This is a genomic window from Paenibacillus sp. CF384 (assembly GCF_900106745.1).
Taxonomy (GTDB): Bacteria; Bacillota; Bacilli; order Paenibacillales; family Paenibacillaceae; genus Paenibacillus_Z.
This window is the reverse complement of record NZ_FNNV01000001.1, coordinates 310,481-329,197: the sequence shown is the minus strand read 5'-3', so window position 1 is coordinate 329,197 and position 18,717 is coordinate 310,481. Positions and strand designations below refer to the sequence as shown.

13 protein-coding genes are annotated in these 18,717 nt (G+C 49.8%); 2 read left to right on the top strand and 11 right to left on the bottom strand.

Annotated features, from left to right (window positions below; genetic code table 11):
- Positions 1-143 precede the first annotated feature (143 nt).
- The 3 genes from BLW29_RS01530 to BLW29_RS01520 all read right to left on the bottom strand — a co-directional run bounded on the left by BLW29_RS01530 (position 144) and on the right by BLW29_RS01520 (position 7,082).
- Positions 144-4,550 carry an S-layer homology domain-containing protein gene (locus BLW29_RS01530; protein ID WP_090975573.1) on the bottom strand — a complete coding sequence of 1,469 codons (4,407 nt, stop codon included), beginning with the start codon at positions 4,548-4,550 and terminating at the stop codon, positions 144-146.
- 456 nt (positions 4,551-5,006) lie between these two features.
- Positions 5,007-6,080, bottom strand: a complete 1,074-nt coding sequence (locus BLW29_RS01525; RefSeq protein ID WP_090975572.1) for a Gfo/Idh/MocA family protein — start codon at positions 6,078-6,080, stop codon at positions 5,007-5,009.
- A 3-nt stretch (positions 6,081-6,083) separates the two neighbouring features.
- Complete coding sequence (locus tag BLW29_RS01520) at positions 6,084-7,082, bottom strand: Gfo/Idh/MocA family protein (protein WP_090975571.1); 999 nt, start codon at positions 7,080-7,082, stop codon at positions 6,084-6,086.
- A gap of 600 nt (positions 7,083-7,682) precedes the next feature.
- Between BLW29_RS01520 and BLW29_RS01510 the strand changes: the two genes are divergently transcribed.
- Entirely contained in the window at positions 7,683-9,044 is a 1,362-nt protein-coding gene (locus tag BLW29_RS01510; RefSeq protein WP_090975569.1) for a catalase, read from the top strand.
- 252 nt (positions 9,045-9,296) lie between these two features.
- A complete protein-coding gene (locus tag BLW29_RS01505) occupies positions 9,297-10,184 on the top strand; it encodes a fructose bisphosphate aldolase (protein ID WP_090975568.1) in 888 nt (295 codons plus the stop codon).
- A 72-nt stretch (positions 10,185-10,256) separates the two neighbouring features.
- Here BLW29_RS01505 and BLW29_RS01500 read toward each other — a convergent pair whose 3' ends face one another.
- The 8 genes from BLW29_RS01500 to BLW29_RS01465 form a co-directional block, all read right to left on the bottom strand.
- Positions 10,257-11,009 carry an amino acid ABC transporter ATP-binding protein gene (locus tag BLW29_RS01500; RefSeq protein WP_090977024.1) on the bottom strand — a complete coding sequence of 251 codons (753 nt, stop codon included), beginning with the start codon at positions 11,007-11,009 and terminating at the stop codon, positions 10,257-10,259.
- A 5-nt stretch (positions 11,010-11,014) separates the two neighbouring features.
- Complete coding sequence (locus BLW29_RS01495) at positions 11,015-11,680, bottom strand: amino acid ABC transporter permease (RefSeq protein ID WP_090975567.1); 666 nt, start codon at positions 11,678-11,680, stop codon at positions 11,015-11,017.
- A gap of 24 nt (positions 11,681-11,704) precedes the next feature.
- A complete protein-coding gene (locus BLW29_RS01490; protein ID WP_090975566.1) occupies positions 11,705-12,484 on the bottom strand; it encodes an amino acid ABC transporter substrate-binding protein in 780 nt (259 codons plus the stop codon).
- Positions 12,485-12,607: 123 nt separating this feature from the next.
- Positions 12,608-13,489 carry a pentapeptide repeat-containing protein gene (locus BLW29_RS01485; protein ID WP_371264659.1) on the bottom strand — a complete coding sequence of 294 codons (882 nt, stop codon included), beginning with the start codon at positions 13,487-13,489 and terminating at the stop codon, positions 12,608-12,610.
- Between the two features lie 101 nt (positions 13,490-13,590).
- A complete protein-coding gene (locus BLW29_RS01480; protein ID WP_090975564.1) occupies positions 13,591-15,168 on the bottom strand; it encodes an ankyrin repeat domain-containing protein in 1,578 nt (525 codons plus the stop codon).
- A 119-nt stretch (positions 15,169-15,287) separates the two neighbouring features.
- Positions 15,288-16,712, bottom strand: a complete 1,425-nt coding sequence (locus tag BLW29_RS01475; RefSeq protein ID WP_090975563.1) for a hypothetical protein — start codon at positions 16,710-16,712, stop codon at positions 15,288-15,290.
- 192 nt (positions 16,713-16,904) lie between these two features.
- Positions 16,905-17,861, bottom strand: coding sequence for an NAD(P)H-dependent flavin oxidoreductase (locus tag BLW29_RS01470; RefSeq protein ID WP_090975562.1), 957 nt, complete (start codon positions 17,859-17,861; stop codon positions 16,905-16,907).
- Between the two features lie 33 nt (positions 17,862-17,894).
- On the bottom strand, positions 17,895-18,713 hold the full coding sequence (locus BLW29_RS01465) for an SDR family NAD(P)-dependent oxidoreductase (protein ID WP_090975561.1): 819 nt from the start codon (positions 18,711-18,713) through the stop codon (positions 17,895-17,897).
- Between the last annotated feature and the right edge of the window lie 4 nt (positions 18,714-18,717).

Genomic DNA, 18,717 nt, shown 5'->3' with positions numbered 1-18,717 from the left:
TTTTCTTAAAAATATCAGGCCAGTTCAGTTTGTTGTGGTCACATTTTGCAAGGTGATCAAACTATCCTTCCCGCCCAAAATCAACCGCCGAAATAGAAAAAAGGAAGCGGCATCTGCGCTTCCTTCTCTCCTTGCCAAGCTGCTTATTCGGTTAGCCCTAAATCCAAGCTCGCATTCAGCGCACGCAGGATGAGTACAACAGCCTCTTCGCGCGTTGCATTCGCGTTCGGTGCAAAGGTATGTTCCCCTCTGCCTTTCACGACGCCTGCTTCAGTCAATGCATCAATCGCATTAGCTGCCCAATGATTATTCAAATCGGTAAACGTGCTGGTATGAGTGGCTTTGCCAAAGTCGATGACCTTAGCAAGAATCGTTACCATTTCTGCACGCGTAATCTGCTGGTTCAGCTTAAAGGTGCCGTCCCCGTAGCCTTTAATGAAGCCCAAGGCTTCCAGTGCGCTGATCGCGCCATGTGCCCAGTGGTCGTCTGTCACATCTGTGAACGAGACCTTGGCCGATCCAGTCAGGCCAAACGCATTCGCAAGCATCGAAGCAAATTCGGCGCGCGTCACGTTCTTCTTCGGCAGGAACGAGCCGTCCGCATAACCTTGGACAAACCCGGCTTTCGAAGCCAATTCGATGGACGAAGCGCTCCAAGAAGTAGACTGAACGTCGCTGAACGTAACGGACGTCGCATCGGCCTTTGCTTTGCCGATCCGATCTTTCACCGCCGCACCATCCACGGAAGCGTTCAATACAGGCGTTTCTGGCGTAGGCGTAACCGGAGTCGGATCCGTTATTGGAGGCGACGGCGGCGTTACAATCGGGCCCGAACCGCCCGAATTAGCTTGCGTAACCGTAATCGTCAGGTATTCATTGAAGCCCCAATAGTAAACGCGCAGCTTCGCCGTACCCGGCTTAACGGCGGTTACGAGACCATCTTTGCTGACGGTAACCACGTCCGGATTTTTCGATTCGAACATCGCGAGATCCGTCACAACAGGTTCGCTTAGATCGCTCATCGTTGCCGTTGCCTTCAACTGTTGCGTTCCGCCGACCGTCATCGATTTCAAGTCAGGCGTAATAGTCAAGCCCGTAGCCACAGGCGTCGCTTCCGAATACGTCGCGATTACCGGTATTCTAACTCCGATGCCCTTGTACTGGCCTACGACGTTTGTTCCGCCTTTACGGTTCGTCCGCGTAATTTTGCCGTCTTCCGTAAGATCGGCAATCGTCGGCTCGCCGCTGAACCACGTCAGATCCGCATTGTTCAGTGTCTGAACGGTCGCGTCACTATATATGGCTTTGACCACCGGAACAACCGGCTGATCGTCGGCATCATCGAACACGTAAAACGTTGGATCTGCGACAAGCGTCATGATTTTCGGCTTAATCGGGTTCTTTGTCACCGTCACGTCGAATGCGATCGTATGGCCGAAGTACTCCCCACTCACCCGCGTTATACCCTCTTTCGTCCCAGCGACAAAACGAACATAAGGCTGCTCGTTGTAAACGGCGACTAGATCAGGATCATCGATCTGCCAATCGATGAACCCGGATAGAGGGTCGGTATACGATTGCCCGTCTTTATCCGTATACGTTTCATTCAAGCCGACGAGCGAGGAACCTTGCGGATGAACGTCGACAGAATAGACGCCAGCCGCTTCGTCCACATCGGCTGCGATGCCTTCCAGGTTCACAACCTCGAAGTGAAGTGTACGCTTATAGGTCACACCGTAACGCTCGTATGTGAACACAGCATCCGTCTCCCCGGTTCCTACGGCCTCAAAGCCGTAGTCCATGTTGACGTTCACGACGCCCGGCTGCGAGAATGTCCACGCTCCGTCATCCACTGGGGAGGTATCACCCGTCGTATCCAAAGCGAATGGCTTCAGCTCGTATGGCGATTGTCCGTTGTACAATCTGAAGGACGCGCCGTCAAAATACCACGAATAGTCGGAAGTCCGGAAGCCGATGTCGAGCACGTCGGGCTGATCCGGCTGCTCGCTAACGGACACGTTCACGATCGTCGGCGTAAAATCGCCGTATCCGACGGTAAGCGTCGTTCTGCCAAACTTCTGATAGCCCGGATCTGGATTAACGTCACCCGTCGATTTTCCGAGGATGCTGACTGCGCCGTTATCCTTCACCACGTCGGCAATTTCGGTATCATAGACCGACCATGCTGCTTGGTCACTCACGTCCTCTGTCGTGCCGTCACTCTTGACAGCGAGCAGCTGGACGGGGTATTTAGCCCCTTTTTGCACCAAAATCTTTGTGGTCGACAGAAGCAGCGCGTCAACCGTCGGTTCCGCTGCCGCGCCTTCGTCTGCCACTCTGACGTTGGAGGAGTAGTCGCCTTCCTTAACGGTGACGCGAACTGCGATGACTGCGCCGTCCAGTACCAGATGCACGCGGGTAGAGCCCGGAGCCACCGGCGTCAAGACGCCGTCCTTAACCGTAACCACGCCGGCATCTTGCGTTGACCACTTGCCTTGCGCGGTTACGTCCGCACTCGTGCCGTCACTGTAGTCAGCCTGGACGGTAACCGGGCGAGGGCCAGCTGTAACATCCAGCGTTATTTTCGGGTCACTTACAGTAATACCGGTAATCTGCTTCGGTGTCTCTGCAACCGGCGGCAATCCCTCGGAAGCAGCAACCTCAATCGTGACCGATTGCTTCTGTCCGCCGTACGACACCTCGATAACTGCCGTTCCTTTGCCGACTGCTGTGATCTCTCCCTTGCGGTTAACGGAGACCACCTGCAGGTTGGTCGAGCGATAGACAGCTGCCTGTGTTTTATTCAGCGTCTCGCCGCCGGACATGACGGCTTCGACTGACAACGCTTCATGCTTGCCGAGCTGCAAGTTCAGCGATTCTGGCGTAACGGAAAGGGAGACCGTCGTCTTCGGATCTGCTTGCTTCACGATAACTGGTATAATGGCAACTTCATTCTTGTAGAGTGCGCCGAGAACGGCCGAGCCGACGGATTCAGCAACGATCGTACCGTTGTCGCTGTGGTACGCTACCGATGCATCGGAAGCGAGCCAATCGCTGTCGGCGATTTTGGACGTGACGTCTTCAACTGTACCGTCATTGTAAATGGCTTTGATGATTGGCGCTTGAACAGGTTTGCCATCCTTAATTTCCACTAAAGTCGGCTCAGCTACCAAATTCAGCACCTCGTTTGCAGCTGCGGCCTTCGTCACCGTCACGTTGAACGTGAACGGTTCGAACGCTAAATAATGGCCCGTAATTGTTGTCGTGCCTTCCTTGCCGCCTGCAAAGATACGGCCGGAGTCGTTGATGGTCACGATGGATTTATCCGCGACATTCCATTCGATATCACCCGTGACGTCATCTTCGTTATAGTTTTGGCCAGTCCGAGGATCCTCGGAGTAGACGCCCATGATCGTAATTTCCTGATAGCTTCGCGGCGGGAGTGAAATAGGTGTGTCCAGCTCCAGCTGCGCCATCATGTCCGGCGTATAGCGCTCCAGCTTGAACGGTCCGCCGACGAACACCTGCACGGAATTGACAAGCAGGCCGTCGTCATAGCCTTCTTCGCCTTCCGTGCCGGACGGCGCCGTATACTTATATTCGAAGTAAATATAGGCCATGCCTTTGCCGACCGGCGTAATGACACCGTTCTGGTCGACAGTGGCTATGGATTCATTAGACGAATACCATTTGCCAAGATTCGTCACCTCGTAAAGATCCTGATCGGAATATTCTAGGTCCGCATAGATTTGATGTGGCGCGTCGGTCTCCATGATCTTCAAGACGCTTTCCGACATCATAAGACCGAACAACTGAAACGGAATCGGATCCTTCTGAACGGTTACCGAGATCGACAGTGTCGGCATGCTGCCGTATTTTACACGGATGAACGTCGAAGCCCCGCCCTTGATGCCCTTGATCATGCCGTGCGAAACGGTCGCAACCGCGGCATCGTCCGTGCTCCAGACGGCATCGGCCGTAATATCCCGCGTCGACCCGTCCGTGAACGTCCCATGCAGATGAAGCGGATAGTTCGTATCCGCCTCGACGAACACGTTCAGCGTGGATAGCAGGTATGTGACAAGCGTCGGCTCCGAAGGCTCTGCCGCTTCCGGCGCTCCGGCGCCTGCGGTGATCGTAACAGGAACGTTGACGACGGCGTCGCCGAGATTGAGGCGCACTTCCGTCGTTCCGGCCGCTTTGGCCGTAATGACGCCCCGGTCGACGACAGCGACGGATGGATTCATGGACATCCAAGCGCCTTGCGTCGTCACGTCTTTCGCCGAACCGTCCTTATACTTCGCTTCGACCGTCACCGTATGGCTTCCCTCCGACAAGGCGAAGGCTACCTTCGACTCGCTTGGCGTCAGCGTGTCGAACTGCGCGGACGCGGCATCCTGAACGGCCGGTTGTTCATGCGCGGTTCCCGGCTCGACGCCGATACTCTTGCTTGGCGAGGCAAAAGCCATGCTGCCGAACAACGAACCAATGAGTACTGTTAATGCGAGCGATAATGATAGAGTTTTTCTGACAACCTTCCGACAATGCATGATCTTCCTCCTAAATCAATTTTATATGTAACCCTTTTCAAAGAAAGGTTCATATACATTTAAAAAGTTGTTTTCTATCTACTAGAAGGTAGATCAATAATTGAACATGATATAAAACACTTAATTTTCTGATATATTGTCAGGTACATGATACCCGAACATTTTCGATTTATCAATCATCTCTTAGCTGAAACTTATCATTTAACTGCCATAGAACTAGGTTTTACGCTCCTTTAGGTATTTTGATGCAACAACGTGTCATTATTTGTCACATAAAGACGTCAGGTTATTTACCTGCACTTATAACAGAAAAGAGACAAAGGGGAATCCCCTTGCCTCTTACGTGTTACTATCCAGCTTTAAATAATGTTCTTGTCACTTTATTTTTATTTTATGAAAACGATCCTTATTGTGGTAATGTACCCGCTAGTTTAGGCCGAATCGTAAGGAGACCCGTCAGTCGAGGTAGACCGGCTTCCCGGTTTCGGCGGAGATATAGACCGCCTCCAGAATTGCCGAAACAACCATCGCCTCTCTGGGCTTCACGAGTGGCTCCTCATCGTTCACTATGCAGTTGATCCACTGCTTGGCTTCGTACTCGAAATCCGTCAGATTCTCGCCTCTGAAGCGTTCCCTTGCCTTGGGATCTACGTCGATGACGTTCAGGAACAGGCTGCCGTCCCGCTCGCCATTGATTCGCAGGCCCCCGTTAAAGTCCGCTCCACCCTTCGTGCCGCACAAATACGACCCTTCCGGCTTGGCGACATTAAGCGCCCAACTGGTTTCAATCGAAACGACGGCGCCGTTCTTGAATTTCACATAGCCGAAGGCCGAATCTTCCACTTCGAATTCATTCGGATCCCAGGAGCCCCACTCATTCGCTGCGTTCTCCGCATGTTTTAATTTATGGAAGACACTGCCTACGACACTTTCCGGCTCGTAATTGTTCATCAGCCAAAGGATGAGATCCAGAGAATGGGTGCCAATGTCGATCATCGGTCCTCCGCCCTGCTTCTCTTTATCCAGAAACACACCCCATGTGGGGACGCCCCTCCGTCTGGTAGCGACTGCTTTGGCAAAATAGATTTCGCCAAGTTCGTCGTTCTCGATCATTTTCTTCAGCAGCTGGGACTGAGCCTTGCTCCGGTTTTGGTAGCCTACAGTCAATTTTTTCCCTGTCCGGACATGTGCGTCGTACATGGCTTTTGCTTCGGCTCCGGTCTTTGCCATCGGTTTCTCGCACATGACATGTTTTCCAGCCTCCAATGCCGCTATTGAAATCTCAGCATGGGAGATGTTCGGTGTCAGAACATGAATGACTTCGATTTCTGGCATGGCGAGCAGCTGCTTGTAATCCGTGAATACCATGGCATCAGGCGCGCCGTACTTCTCGGCGGCTTCACGCGCGCGTTCCTCTATCAGATCGCAGAACGCAACCATCTCTGCCTGTTCCACTTTGTTCAGGCTCGGCATATGCTTGCCGTTCGCGATCATGCCGCATCCGATGATTCCTATCTTGACGGTCCGCATTGCTTACATCCCTCCCGTCTGTTTGAACTCTACTGTTCGTCGTTCGCGATGCGCAATATAGGCCGTTTCCAGCAGCTCCGTCAGCTTCGTGCCGTCCTCCAGGCCAAAAGGCATCGGACCGTCATTCATGACGCCGTTTACCCATTGCGTCAACGGCAGTGGCTGAGCTTCGGGCATCCGGTAAGGTGCAATCCAGCCCTGCAGCGGTGAATCGGCATACTTGGATGCGACTTGCACGCTGTCTCCTGAGATGATAAGTGTTCCTTCCGTTCCGTAGAGTTCGAAAGCCGGCGGCGTCCGGTAAGTAACCAGACTCGTTTCCAAAAGCGCGACAGCATTGTTAGCGAATTCAATCGAGCATTGCGCGTTGTCTTCCACTGCCCTGCCCGTGAAATGGTTGAACATGGACGTGATGCGCTTCGGCTGGCCGAGTAGCCAGCTGGCCAGGTACATCGGGTGGCAGCCGAGATCCATCATGGCGCCTCCGCCTGCAAGTTTCTCATCATACCAGTAGTCGGGCAGCCAATTACGGAGCGCGCCGTCATGTCCGTTCCGAATGCGCAATAGCGTGATCGCGCCTAACAGGCCGTCGTCCAGCAGCTGTTTGGCGAACAGATGATGCGGTCTCGTCCGGGCGGGGAAGGAAATGCAGAACTTGACGCCAGCCTGCCGGACGGCTGCGGAGATAAGATCGCATTCCGTTACGGTAAGCGCCATTGCTTTCTCGGTGAAAATATGCTTGCCCGCGTTTGCGGCGGCAATCATCACTTCGGCGTGCATGCTAGTTGGGGCGTTGACGACTACGGCGTCCACATCCTCCCGGCGTAGCAGCGCGTCCAAGTCGGTCTCGAGCATGGCTCCGAGCTCATCCGCCCAGGCGATACCGCGTTCCTTGTTCTCATCCCATACGGCCTTTATGTTAACGTTTCCAAGTGATTGCAGGTGCTTGGCGTACCCATCGGCATGAACATGCCATTTGCTGAGCATAGCAACATTTAGCATTCGAGAATCCCTCCAACTCCATAATATGAAACGGCGGCTCGTTGCTTATTCGATTTTGGATATATGCGTCTTGCAAAGGTTAGGAAGTGCGGGCAGTCATACAGTGGAAGCGGGCGATTAATTGTTGCATTCAGGTTAGTAGTGGGAAATTCAACATGGAGAAATCATTCAGTGGATTATACGCTTCAACGCCGAACAGACTATCGGGCTCGGAATCAAAAGAGTCAGCGTGGACTTGTGGTACAGCACCTCACTCTGTGCAGCTAGATCACCTCCAATGTGTTCGTTCAACGAGAATATATCATACATATTAAATATGAAACAATATTACATATGGACAGAAATACCATAAGATCACGACGAAAGTCTGCTCTTATCCGTATCTCGCCGAGCAAACCGACCTGAATGTCAGGGCTCTCGATCCAAGTATCATTGACGGCTATCAGACCTGGCATTACTTTGAGGGCAATAATACGGGAGTAAAATTGGGAGATAGCGATAGTAGCCATTAGTATCGTATGAACAATATTTCTGTCGTTCTTCAATCATGCAAAAGCATCCCTCCTCATACCTTTCTATATACCCAAAGGAGGTAACGGGATGAACGAGAATAATGACCATCGCCCGAATAACAGGCCGGGCAAGACTCCGCCTGCCCAGCACTCTCAAACGGTCGGCGAACGAGGCCCCGTCCTCGAACAGGACAGCTTGCTGCATGAAACGCTGGAGACATTCGTGTATTCGACCTTACTGGAAAGGCCCGTGCATGTCAAAGGCTGCGGTGCGTTTGGCTACTTTCAGACGACACATGCCATGTCGGCGCACACGAAGCTTTGTTTTCTGCAGCAGCCGGGGCAGCAAGTCCCTGTCACGGTGAGATTTTCGCTGGCCGTCAGCAACAAAGGCACACCGGATACGTCCCGAAACATACGTGGCTTCGCCACTAAGTTCTATACGGATCATGGCGTGTTCGATTTGGTCTTCAATCATATCCCCGTGTTCCTAGTCAGGGATGCCGTCCGTTTCCCGGAAGCGGTTAAAGCGCTCTCGCCATCTCCCATCAACAACCTGATTAACCCCGAAATTTTCTGGAACTTCATCGCCCGGGCGCCGGAAGCGACCCATCTTATCCTCTGGCTCTTCTCCGACGCGGGTACGGTCAAGAGTCTGCGCCATATTCCGGGCCACAGCGTCAATACATACGTCTGGGTCAACGCGCAAGGTTTCCGAAGCTACGTCAAATATCATTGGCTGCCTCTCGCCGGCACACAGTATATTGACAGCAGGGAAGCAGCCCGGCTCGCAGGCGAGAATCCGGATTATGCCGCGCAAGACTTGTATGACACGCTGCACGCTGGCAAGACGGTTGAATACGGGCTCTACGTGCAACTGATGAACCCCCAAGACGAGGTCACCCTCCCTTATGATCCGCTAGACGATACGAAGCTATGGGATGAACGGCAGTACCCGCTCCTCCCGGTCGGGAAGCTGGTCTTGAACCGCAATCCGAGCAATTATAAGGAGCAAGTGGAGAAACTCGCGTTCTCCCCATCCAACCTGCTGGAAGGCGCAGAACTATCCGACGATAAAATGCTGCAAGGCCGCGCCAATATTTACACAGATTCGCAGCGGCGGCGGCTTGGACCGGACTTCCGGAGTATTCCGATTAATCATCAGTTGAACTGGACGCCTGAATCGCAGATCACCAGCGGCAACGGGAGATTTGTTGAAGGACGCCTGATGCGATCCCATATCCCGAAGCAGGATGATTTTACGCAGGCCGGTCAGTATTATAGGGCACTTCCGCCAATTCAGCAGGAGCATCTCGTCGATAACCTGAGTGCCAATCTGGCTGCTGTCTCTCCCGGCACGCAAACAGTTGTTCTCGGCTACCTCACCCAAGCAGATGTCGGGCTCGGTCAGCGGGTCGCCCGCAAGATTCAGGCACAACCTAAGGGCTAGAGCCGCCTGTAAGTTACTTCAATAAAACAAGGAGCAGTTGCCGATGGCAAACTGCTTCTTGTTCGTTTAACTATCATTCTACTTTTGGCTAACTCAGGTTCAGAATATCTGTGGCAAATCGCTCTGTTTTATTACATTTCGCTTTTGTGTACAATAAGGATGAATGTTGAATCCGTACTCGATAGGCGGACATTTGTAGACTCATCAAAGGATCCCCCATTCGATTGTTATGATTAGGAAGGAGAATTGACAATGAAACAGGAACAAATGAATCGCATTCAAACCGGAAGTGGTTTTATCGCTGCACTTGACCAAAGTGGAGGAAGCACGCCGAAGGCGCTGTTGGAGTACGGCATACAAGAAAACAGCTACTCAAATAACGAAGACATGTTTAAATTGGTTCACGAAATGAGGACTCGAATCATCACAAGCCCGGCGTTTAGCTCGGAATTCATCCTTGGCGCGATTTTATTCGAGAATACTATGAATCGTACCATTGAGAATCAATTCACCGCAGATTATCTTTGGGAGAAAAAAGGCATCGTGCCTTTCTTGAAGATCGATGATGGCCTTGCCGAGTCCCATGACGGCGTCCAACTCATGAAGCCTATTCATGATTTGAACGGTCGTCTAGCTCGGGCGAACGAAAAACAAATTTTCGGAACGAAGATGAGATCCGTAATTAAAGAAGCAAACCAAGAAGGGATTAGGAAAGTCGTCGAGCAGCAATTCGATATTGGAAAGCAAATTCTATCGGCAGGACTCGTCCCCATTATCGAACCTGAGGTCGATATCCGAAGTGCAGACAAAGAGAAATCGGAACAACTGCTCAAAGAGGAGATCCTTAAACAGTTAGCGGCCCTAGATAAAGACGCAAGAGTCATGCTCAAGCTTTCCATCCCGTCTGAAGATAATTTGTATAGTGATTTAATGAACGATCCCCATATTGTGAGGGTTGTAGCTTTGTCAGGCGGGTATGATCGAAACTTAGCGAATGAAAAACTAGCACGGAATCATGGTTTAATTGCCAGTTTCTCGCGTGCCTTGGCTGAAGGGTTATCGGCTCAGCAAACAGATACCGAATTTAATGCTAAGCTATCGAATACCATTTCGTCGATCTACCAAGCGTCCATTACCTGATACTCACTCCAAATAAAAACACGCCACTAATGGCGTGTTTTTCATTTCTCCCCTTCTACTCCATCCACTGTGCTATATAACATAGTCATTTACCCGAGAAACGAATATTCGGGTACGAGGATGAAGCGGTTCGTGGAATAACTGCTGCGGAGGGCCTTGCTCAACAATCTTGCCATCTTCCATAAACAGAACTGTATCCGCAACGTTCTCCGCAAATTTCATCTCATGAGTGACAATGACCATCGTCATCCCTTCTGCAGCTAATTGTTTAATGACTTGGAGAACTTCTCCCACGAGCTCGGGGTCTAAAGCTGATGTAGGTTCATCAAATAGTAACAGCTGTGGATCCATAGCCAATGCTCTTGCGATCGCAATTCGCTGTTTCTGTCCACCTGAGAGTTCACTTGGATAGAAGTTCGCCTTATCCGCTAATCCAACTTTCATCAGAAGCTGTTCCGCCTTAGCTATGGCTTCCGATTTGTTGGTTTTCTTGACAACAACCGGCGCTTCAATAATATTCTGCATCACCGTCAGATGAGGGAACAGCTCGAAGGACTGGAATACCATCCCTGTTTTCTGCCGAAGTGCGATGAGGTCAGTCGATGAAGGCTTTCGCTTGCTGTTGAATTGCAACTCCCTGTCTCCAAGCGTCACACTGCCCGTTTCAGGAATTTCCAAGGCATTTATGCAACGAAGTAGCGTTGTTTTACCTGAGCCTGATGGACCAATAATAGTAAGTACTTTCCCTTGTTCCAAATCAAGGTTGAAGGGGTGCAATATGGTCTGCTTGCCGAATTTTTTGGTAAGATTACGTATACTAAGCAAAGGAATCAAGCCCTTTCATGACGAAAACTAGCCTCTAGTCTTGCTTGCAAGAAGGATAACCCACTACAGAAAAGCAAGTAGATCGCTCCTACTTCGCAATACAACACAAGCGGTTCATAATACAAGGCCGTAATCTGTTGTGACTTCTGAAACATCTCCGGCACGGTAACTACAGCAGCCAGTGAAGTATCTTTGACCAAGCTTATGAACGAATTAAATAAAGGAGGGGTTGCTACTTTAAGTGCCTGAGGAACAATAATTCTGCGAAGCGTCTGGGCTTTATTCATGCCAAGTGAAGATGCTGCTTCCCATTGCCCTTTAGGGATGGACTGAATGGCTGCGCGAACAATTTCGGAACCGTAAGCTCCGATGCTAAGCGAGAAACTTATCACGGCTGCCGGAAAAGGATCCAATAGAATGCCAGCGCTCGGCAACCCATAAAAAATGATGAATAATTGAACAATTAACGGCGTACCTCGAATCAACCACACATAAAACCGCGCGGGAAACACTAAAGCCTTTACCCCGGATATACGAGCCAATGCCGTTGCGAATGCAAGCACTATACCGAAGGCAAACGATAGTAAAGTGAGCGGAACAGTAAAAGAAACCCCTGCTTTCAACAGGGGGAGAAAGGATTCTATTATTATGTGAACGATTCTCTCATTCATGCGATGACTTCCTTATTCATTTATTTATTTAGACACGTCTTGGCCAAAATACTTCATCGAAATTGCCTCATATGACCCGTCACTATGCATATCATCCAATGCTTTATTCACAGCATCCACCAGCTCTGTGTTTCCTTTGTTAAACAAAGCGGCGCTGTAAGAAACGTCATCTGCTTCGGCTACGACTTTAACCGGGGCATCGGGCTTTTGTTTCTTGAAATCCAGGAATGATAGCTTATCATTAATGGTTGCATCCACGCGTTTGGATCCGATCAAATCAATCGATTGATTAAATCCGTCGACTTGTACGATTTCCGCCCCGAACGACTTTGCAAGATCCGCTAGATTCGAAGTTAAGGATTGGGCAGACTTTTTCCCTTTCAAATCCTCAAGCTTCTGGATTTCGTTGTTATCACTTGCAACAATAAGCACGGAACGTGATGCAATATAATCCTTCGAGAAATCGTATTTCTCTTTCCGATCATCTTTGATAGTGACTTCGTTAAATACAGCATCGAAACGCTTACTGTCTAAGCCTGCAAACATACCATCCCATTTTGTTTCAATGAACTCCGCTTTCACGCCAATTCTTTTCGCAACCTCTTCGGCAATCTCCACGTCGAAACCAGTTAATTTGCCGTCTTTGTCATGGTATGTAAAAGGAGCATAGGTCCCCTCGGTTCCAATTTTAATAATCCCAGCCTCTTTAATTTGATCGAATGAGTTCGCTTTGCTCCCGCATGCTGTCAGCGTAAGAGAGAATGTTAGAGCAATTGCAGCCACAACTAGATTAGACTTTTTCATGATGAAATCCCCTTTAACTAACTAATTTAATAAAACTATTAGTATCATAATTTGCACCAACCACGTTGTCAAACCTATTCTTACCAGTTTAGTCGGAATTAAAGAAATCCAACATGCATTCGACTAATGTATCCCGTTTGTTGAATGCCAATGTGCTGGTTGCTTAAGCAACGGAGGTACCTTAGTCCGTGAATCTCCCTTAGCTGCGTTAAGTTGGGCTTGAGTAAGAAAGATACTCTTTGAAAGGTCAGCACCTCTGAGGTTTGCATCCCGAAAATCTGCACCGATAAAATCAGTTCCTCCAAGATCGACCCCACTAAGGTCAGCAGCAATAAGGTATGCTCCTCTTAAGTTGGCTCCTCTAAGGTCCATCTTTCTGAGGTCAGTACCAATAAGGTCGGCACCACGACCAATGGTCTTCCGAGTCTTTTGTCCTGAACGGACCTTCTGTTTGTTACGTGCTTCATATCGAACTAGTTCACTGACCTTTAAAAGTAGAGTATTTACGGAAGCCTGATGTGCCCCAACGTCCAGTTCCAGAAGTGAGTCAGGTTTGAGGTATGTAAGCCGTTCCGTCTCTTCAAGCTTAGAACGGAGTTCACCTAGAATAGACTGTGCCGGTGGTAACGTGAGCGTTTCAGTCAGATACCAAAGTAATTCATGAAGCTTCATCATGATTATGAACACTTTGAACATTCGATTTGCAGAATCAGGGGATTTCCGCCAATCTTGTCCATCAAAGCTGATTTGGGATACCTTTTGTCCCGCGCCAAAGCATTCAAAAGCTATACAGCCTTTAAGTCCTCGTTTGCCGAGGCTTTCATGTATACCACAGCGATAGTTTGATTTTAGATTGATGCAGGGCTCGCCTGCCTTTTTGTCGGTTGGGAAGCCTTCCGATGCTGAGAAACTTAATGCGATACAGCACAGTCCAAAACATTCATCGCAGTTAGCTCGAAGGTTATCGCTACTCACGTCATTTAACGAATTTGGTAGATTAGACAATACGCGCACTTCCTTAGGTTCCGGATTACTTACTTTCGCTTCTCTTGACGATTAAAGTTATGATAGATGTTCGCATACGCTCCGACTATTGTTTATGACTTTTATTTCGCACCAGCACTCCGTAAATCGGCTTCGATTTCGGTATACCCTTTCTTCTGTGACCAAGACAACGGAGTTGCCCATGTCGCGCCAGCTTTGTTCGGATCTGCACCTCTCGCTAGGAGCAGCGCAACTATTTCCCTCTGGCCCCATCTAGCGGCAAAGCCTAAAGGAGTCGAACGATAATCCTCATCAATAGCGTTGATATCAGCACCATAATCAAGCAGCAGCCTCGCCTTCTCCAAGTCCCCCTCCTGTGACATCTCGTGCAAGAGCGTGATGCGCTGCCAATTCATATGATCGGGATTCATTCCGCAATATAAAAGCAATGCGCCAAACTCGTAGTGTTTGAAATAGTAGGCACGGCCCCACTTGGAGACGTCAGGAACTCGTGCGCCATAACGAATCAGAAGCTGCAGCATCTCTCGATGACCGTTGTTAGCCGGTACGCTTAGAATGCCCTCTCCCCAAAAAGCGTTAGCTTGTTTGGCTAAATCTGGCTGTTCCTTCAGCAGCAATTCAACGTCTAGGATTTCATTATCAGCTACTAACCTTTCGAAGAGTTCTAGGTCTCCGTTATTCTCTTCTGCACCATATTTGAGGAGAAGGTCCTTCAACTTTGGTAATTGTTGTGCGTGGTGAAGGGCACTCCCACTAGACTCTGGTGCGGTATTGGGATTTGCGCCGTACTCAAGGAGCAGCTTGGCCATTTCATATTCATTCTGATAAACGGCGAACCAAAGCGCCTGCCCTAACGGCGCACCTTCTTCCGGAAGGGACGGGTCGGCTCCTTGCTCAAGAAGCAGCCTCGCCATTGGAAGATCATTTCTGCGCGCGGCAGCAGAGATCGGGCGTCTGTGCGATGTATCTTCGAAGTTTGCAAGAGCGGGATTATGAATGAGAACTTCTCGAATATAGGCATCATCACCAAGTTCCGCTGCTAGATAGATGTTGTATAAGGCCCCTCTTTCAAGCAACATCTGTACAAGACTTCCAACTAGATGAGGTGATTTGCCGCGTGGATTAAGCGCGCAGGTAATCGGTCGATTTCCATCGGCTCGGACTGCATCTATTGGTGCGCCAGCATCAAGAAGCAGCAGCATGATTGGACCATGACCGCCCTCAGCAGCTTGGTGAAGAGCCGTATCGCCGGTTTCGTTAGAAGCCCACGCCAGTCCGGGATTGCGCTCAAGTTCCGCCTGAATCTGAAGCAAATCCCCGTTCCGAGCAGCGTCCAAAATGGCGGTCATGTTAGCTGAGACAGTATATCGGAGTGACAGCTTCTCCAACAGAAGCTTCGCAATCTCATGATGACCGCGATTTTGCGCCATGGTCAGAAGCGATTCCTGAAATGGATAACTGCGGTAAGCAATATCTGCTCCCATTTCCAGTAGGTAACGAACCATTATCAGATGACCTTCACGGACGGCAAAGTGAATGGGCGGCGTGTAGTTGTATTCACAACGAATCAACGATGGGCGACGGGATACTAAAGACTTTACGCGCTCGAGATCCCCATCCTTGCATGCTTCGAACATGCTCCAAACGTCATCGTCTTGTAAGTCGGCAGGTCTGATCATATCGTGTATGCACACCTCTCCTGTAAACTAGTCGTGAAAGCCTACGGTAGTACGCGGATCCCAAATTTCTAAAGTCAGCCCCTCTTGTGATAAAACATATCTTCTATTACATTTACCTGCTATTGAATCATAATCTCGCGCAGCTGCACATGCACGGCTACCGTGTCTCGCAAGGCTTCGCCGCTAATCCATGCGCTTACTTGCATACCGACTTTGAGGTCCGCAGGAATAAGTCCTGTTTCATGAGACGCTGAATGAACATACAGATCATCATCTGGCGTGCCTAACCAGACGGATAAATCCGCTTCATCTGTACCAGCTTTATCCGGTCGGATTGTGATTCTACCAGATTTATCGATTGACGTAATCGTACCTATAACTTCAGGCTGCTCGTTTCGGACTTCATCTATGATACGAAGTGGGAATGAACGCCCTACTAACTCGTAGATGGACTGTCTTAACACTTCGATCGCTTCATTCGTAATTGGTTGACGATTCCAAGCAATGTTGCGCACCGTAAGCACCATCTCCTGAGCATTTATACTTACATCGACTGGATGCAATCTGAAGTCCGTAAACATATCCTGTCTTCCATAAAACTTCGCTACAGCCTGGCTTAATTTCGATTGCAGCGCATAACCGGTCGGATAAACTGGCTCGGTTTGAAAGTTCGGTGTAGCATGAACGAGTACATATGCAGCTTCGAAGGGCACGTCTGTAACGACAGTCCGAGTAAACTCGCCAATAGCTGCAAGCTCCTTGATGGAAGTGGCTGTTTTACCGTTCTTGTCTACAGCAATGATGCGCAGCGTTATCGATGACGGCCGTTCGCCATATCCTTCTTCTCGCTCGAATGTGAAGCTCAGACGGTTGGCGGAAGCACCTAAACCTAGCCGTATCCAGCGTTGGGTCAAAGCCGTCGGGATGAGCGGGTATGGCGCGTCCGACATGATTGGAGCGTACTCGGGCTGATGGACATCACGAATATTCACTTGCGACAAAAGCCGATCAAAGGTAGGATCCATAATCGCCAGAGCAGTGTGATTTCTACCGACAGTCCTTGTTTCGTACGAGTAGGAATATCGCAGGCCACTAATTATAGGCGTTGCAGGGACATACAGCTCCCCCGCCCGGTATTCAGGTGCCACTGGAAGCCCGTAGCCCATATCGCCTCCATAGATGGCACTCGCGATACCGTCTCTCAATCCGCCAACTTCATCCACCGAAGCGATAGGTCGGATCTTATAAGAACTCTTCATAATGGTCTTGTTCTGCTGAACGACCGGATAGGTTCGTTCCGTCACAATTGCGCCAATCGTGTCTGCAAATGTATGCAGCGGCACCATCAGCTTGTTATTTTTCAAGTAAGGGGCTTTATCGCCGGGAAATAACACGAATTGGTCATTCATCAGCAAGGGAATTACCTGTTTTCCAGCTTGTGTTTGCGCCTCCGAATCTGCACGCACAGCCGGCGCGACTGTCAAAATGCTTCCAACCATGATTACGATGAAACTTGTATATGTCTTCTTAAACTTGGCGATCAATGACAACAACACCTTTCTTCATGTATGATCTGCGAAATAGGCATAATTGAGTTTCTAATTATTGTATATCTTTCAGACGACGAAATCTTCCAAAAGTTGCTAATCCCACCAAATAAAAATGGGCTCTCGGATTGCTCCGAGAACCCTTCCCCTCTAGTACTTTAAAATTTGGTTTTGACAAGTTCCGAGTTCTCAAGTCCATTTATTTCGTAGATCTTCAGCCTCTCTAACCATTCTCTGAATCAGCTCAGAGACTTTCGGAATATCTTGAATCAGACCAACGGCTTGTCCTGCCCATCCAAAACCCTCTTCTTGAATGCCATCATAAATCCAGCGCTTGTTCGCTTCTCCACTAATATAGGGCATCAGCGCTTCACGGTCATTCGTCTCACGTTCAAGCTCCATAATCTTGTCAATCAAAGGGCTTCGAAGCACTCTTGCAGGAAAACCGATTGAGCGCTTGATGACAACGGTATCCGACGAAGACGCCTTTACTAAAGCATTTTTATAGGAAGGAGACGCAAAAATACATTCCTGAGTAGCAATAAAACGCGTCCCCATTGCGATTCCCTCCGCACCTAATGCATGGGAAGCCATCCAGCCCCGCCCATCGCTAATCCCGCCTGAAGCGACAACGGGGATGCGGACAGCATCCACGACCTGCGGAACAAGAACCATCGTTCCCACTTCGTCACGTCCTAAATGCCCTCCTCCCTCATGCCCAACAACGATTACTGCGGATGCGCCAAGCTGCTCGGCTTTTTGAGCTTGTGTTCGAGACGAGACTAGCACCAGCGTTGGTAGATTTGCTGACTGCAGTAAGGGCATGAATGGCGCAGGATTTCCACCAGTGAGGGAAACAGCTGAAACCTTTTCCTCTAAAGCGATACGAAGCCGTTCCTCAATATCACCTCGGTGCATCCCGATAGCAAAGTTGATACCAAAAGGTTTGTCTGTCAGCTTGCGAGTACGTCTGATTTCATGGCGCAGCGCATTGGCATCTGGAAGGCTCATGGCTGTAATCTGGCCGAATCCGCCGGCATTGGAGACAGCAGCCGCTAGATCGGAATAGGCCAAATAAGCAAGTCCCCCTTGAATAATCGGATACTCTATTTGAAGCAGTTCAGTCAAACGTGTATGCCACTTCATTGTAACTTCTCTCCCGAGTCGTAGTGAAAGCATTTATTGCTTCTTTTCCCGCTGCTTCCATGCTGCAAAGAAAGCATCTGCTCCGTTAACGGACATACCGGGCTCGGGCTTATGCCAATGGGTTATTTGAGAACCGTTCACACCAAAGACTTCACCGGTCAGATCCGGATCTCGCTGTTTCAGGAGCAAACCTACGAACTGTGCGACATCATCCGCTTCTCCAACCTGCCAGAATGCAGGTAGCGTTTCGTTGCGTTTCGCGTATTTTTCTTTTAAATATTCAATAACAGGTCGTGTCATATCCGTTAAGGCAGCAGGAGCAATAGCATTGATCCTGATTTGATTGCGACGCAGTTCGGCTGCGAGTGTCCATACCATCCCTAGCAATCCGGCTTTTGCCGAGCTGTAATTGACCTGACCTACGGAGCCCATTAACCCTGCTGTTGAAGTCATGAGAAGAATGTCGCCGCCATGAGAAGTCATTAAGGGGAGGACTCGCTGAATACAGTAGAAAGCCCCGTTCAAATGAACATCCAGAACCGAGTTCCATTCTAGATCTGTCATCTGCTCGCATTTACGATCATGCAAATGACCGGCATTATGAATGAATACATGAATTGCACCATAACGCGCCTCTACGGCCTGAACCATCGCCGTCACCGCCGATGGATCCGCAACATTCGCGCAATACCCTTCGGCTGTGCCGCCTTCGAGACGAATGGTTTCCACAACGGCGTCAATCCGCTCTTCATGCAAACCATTAACAGCCACCTGATAGCCATTTCGCCCGAGCTCCAATGCGATGCTGCGGCCAATCCCCCTGCTTGCTCCGGTAATGAGTGCCGTTCTCACAGTG

Coding starts and splice junctions, on each gene's coding strand:
- BLW29_RS01520 (WP_090975571.1), bottom strand. CDS start 7,082: ATGCTAAATGTTGCTATGCTCAGCAAATGGCATGTTCATGCCGATGGG.
- BLW29_RS01495 (WP_090975567.1), bottom strand. CDS start 11,680: ATGAATGAGAGAATCGTTCACATAATAATAGAATCCTTTCTCCCCCTG.
- BLW29_RS01480 (WP_090975564.1), bottom strand. CDS start 15,168: ATGATCAGACCTGCCGACTTACAAGACGATGACGTTTGGAGCATGTTC.
- BLW29_RS01510 (WP_090975569.1), top strand. CDS start 7,683: ATGAACGAGAATAATGACCATCGCCCGAATAACAGGCCGGGCAAGACT.
- BLW29_RS01470 (WP_090975562.1), bottom strand. CDS start 17,861: ATGAAGTGGCATACACGTTTGACTGAACTGCTTCAAATAGAGTATCCG.
- BLW29_RS01505 (WP_090975568.1), top strand. CDS start 9,297: ATGAAACAGGAACAAATGAATCGCATTCAAACCGGAAGTGGTTTTATC.
- BLW29_RS01530 (WP_090975573.1), bottom strand. CDS start 4,550: ATGCATTGTCGGAAGGTTGTCAGAAAAACTCTATCATTATCGCTCGCA.
- BLW29_RS01490 (WP_090975566.1), bottom strand. CDS start 12,484: ATGAAAAAGTCTAATCTAGTTGTGGCTGCAATTGCTCTAACATTCTCT.
- BLW29_RS01525 (WP_090975572.1), bottom strand. CDS start 6,080: ATGCGGACCGTCAAGATAGGAATCATCGGATGCGGCATGATCGCGAAC.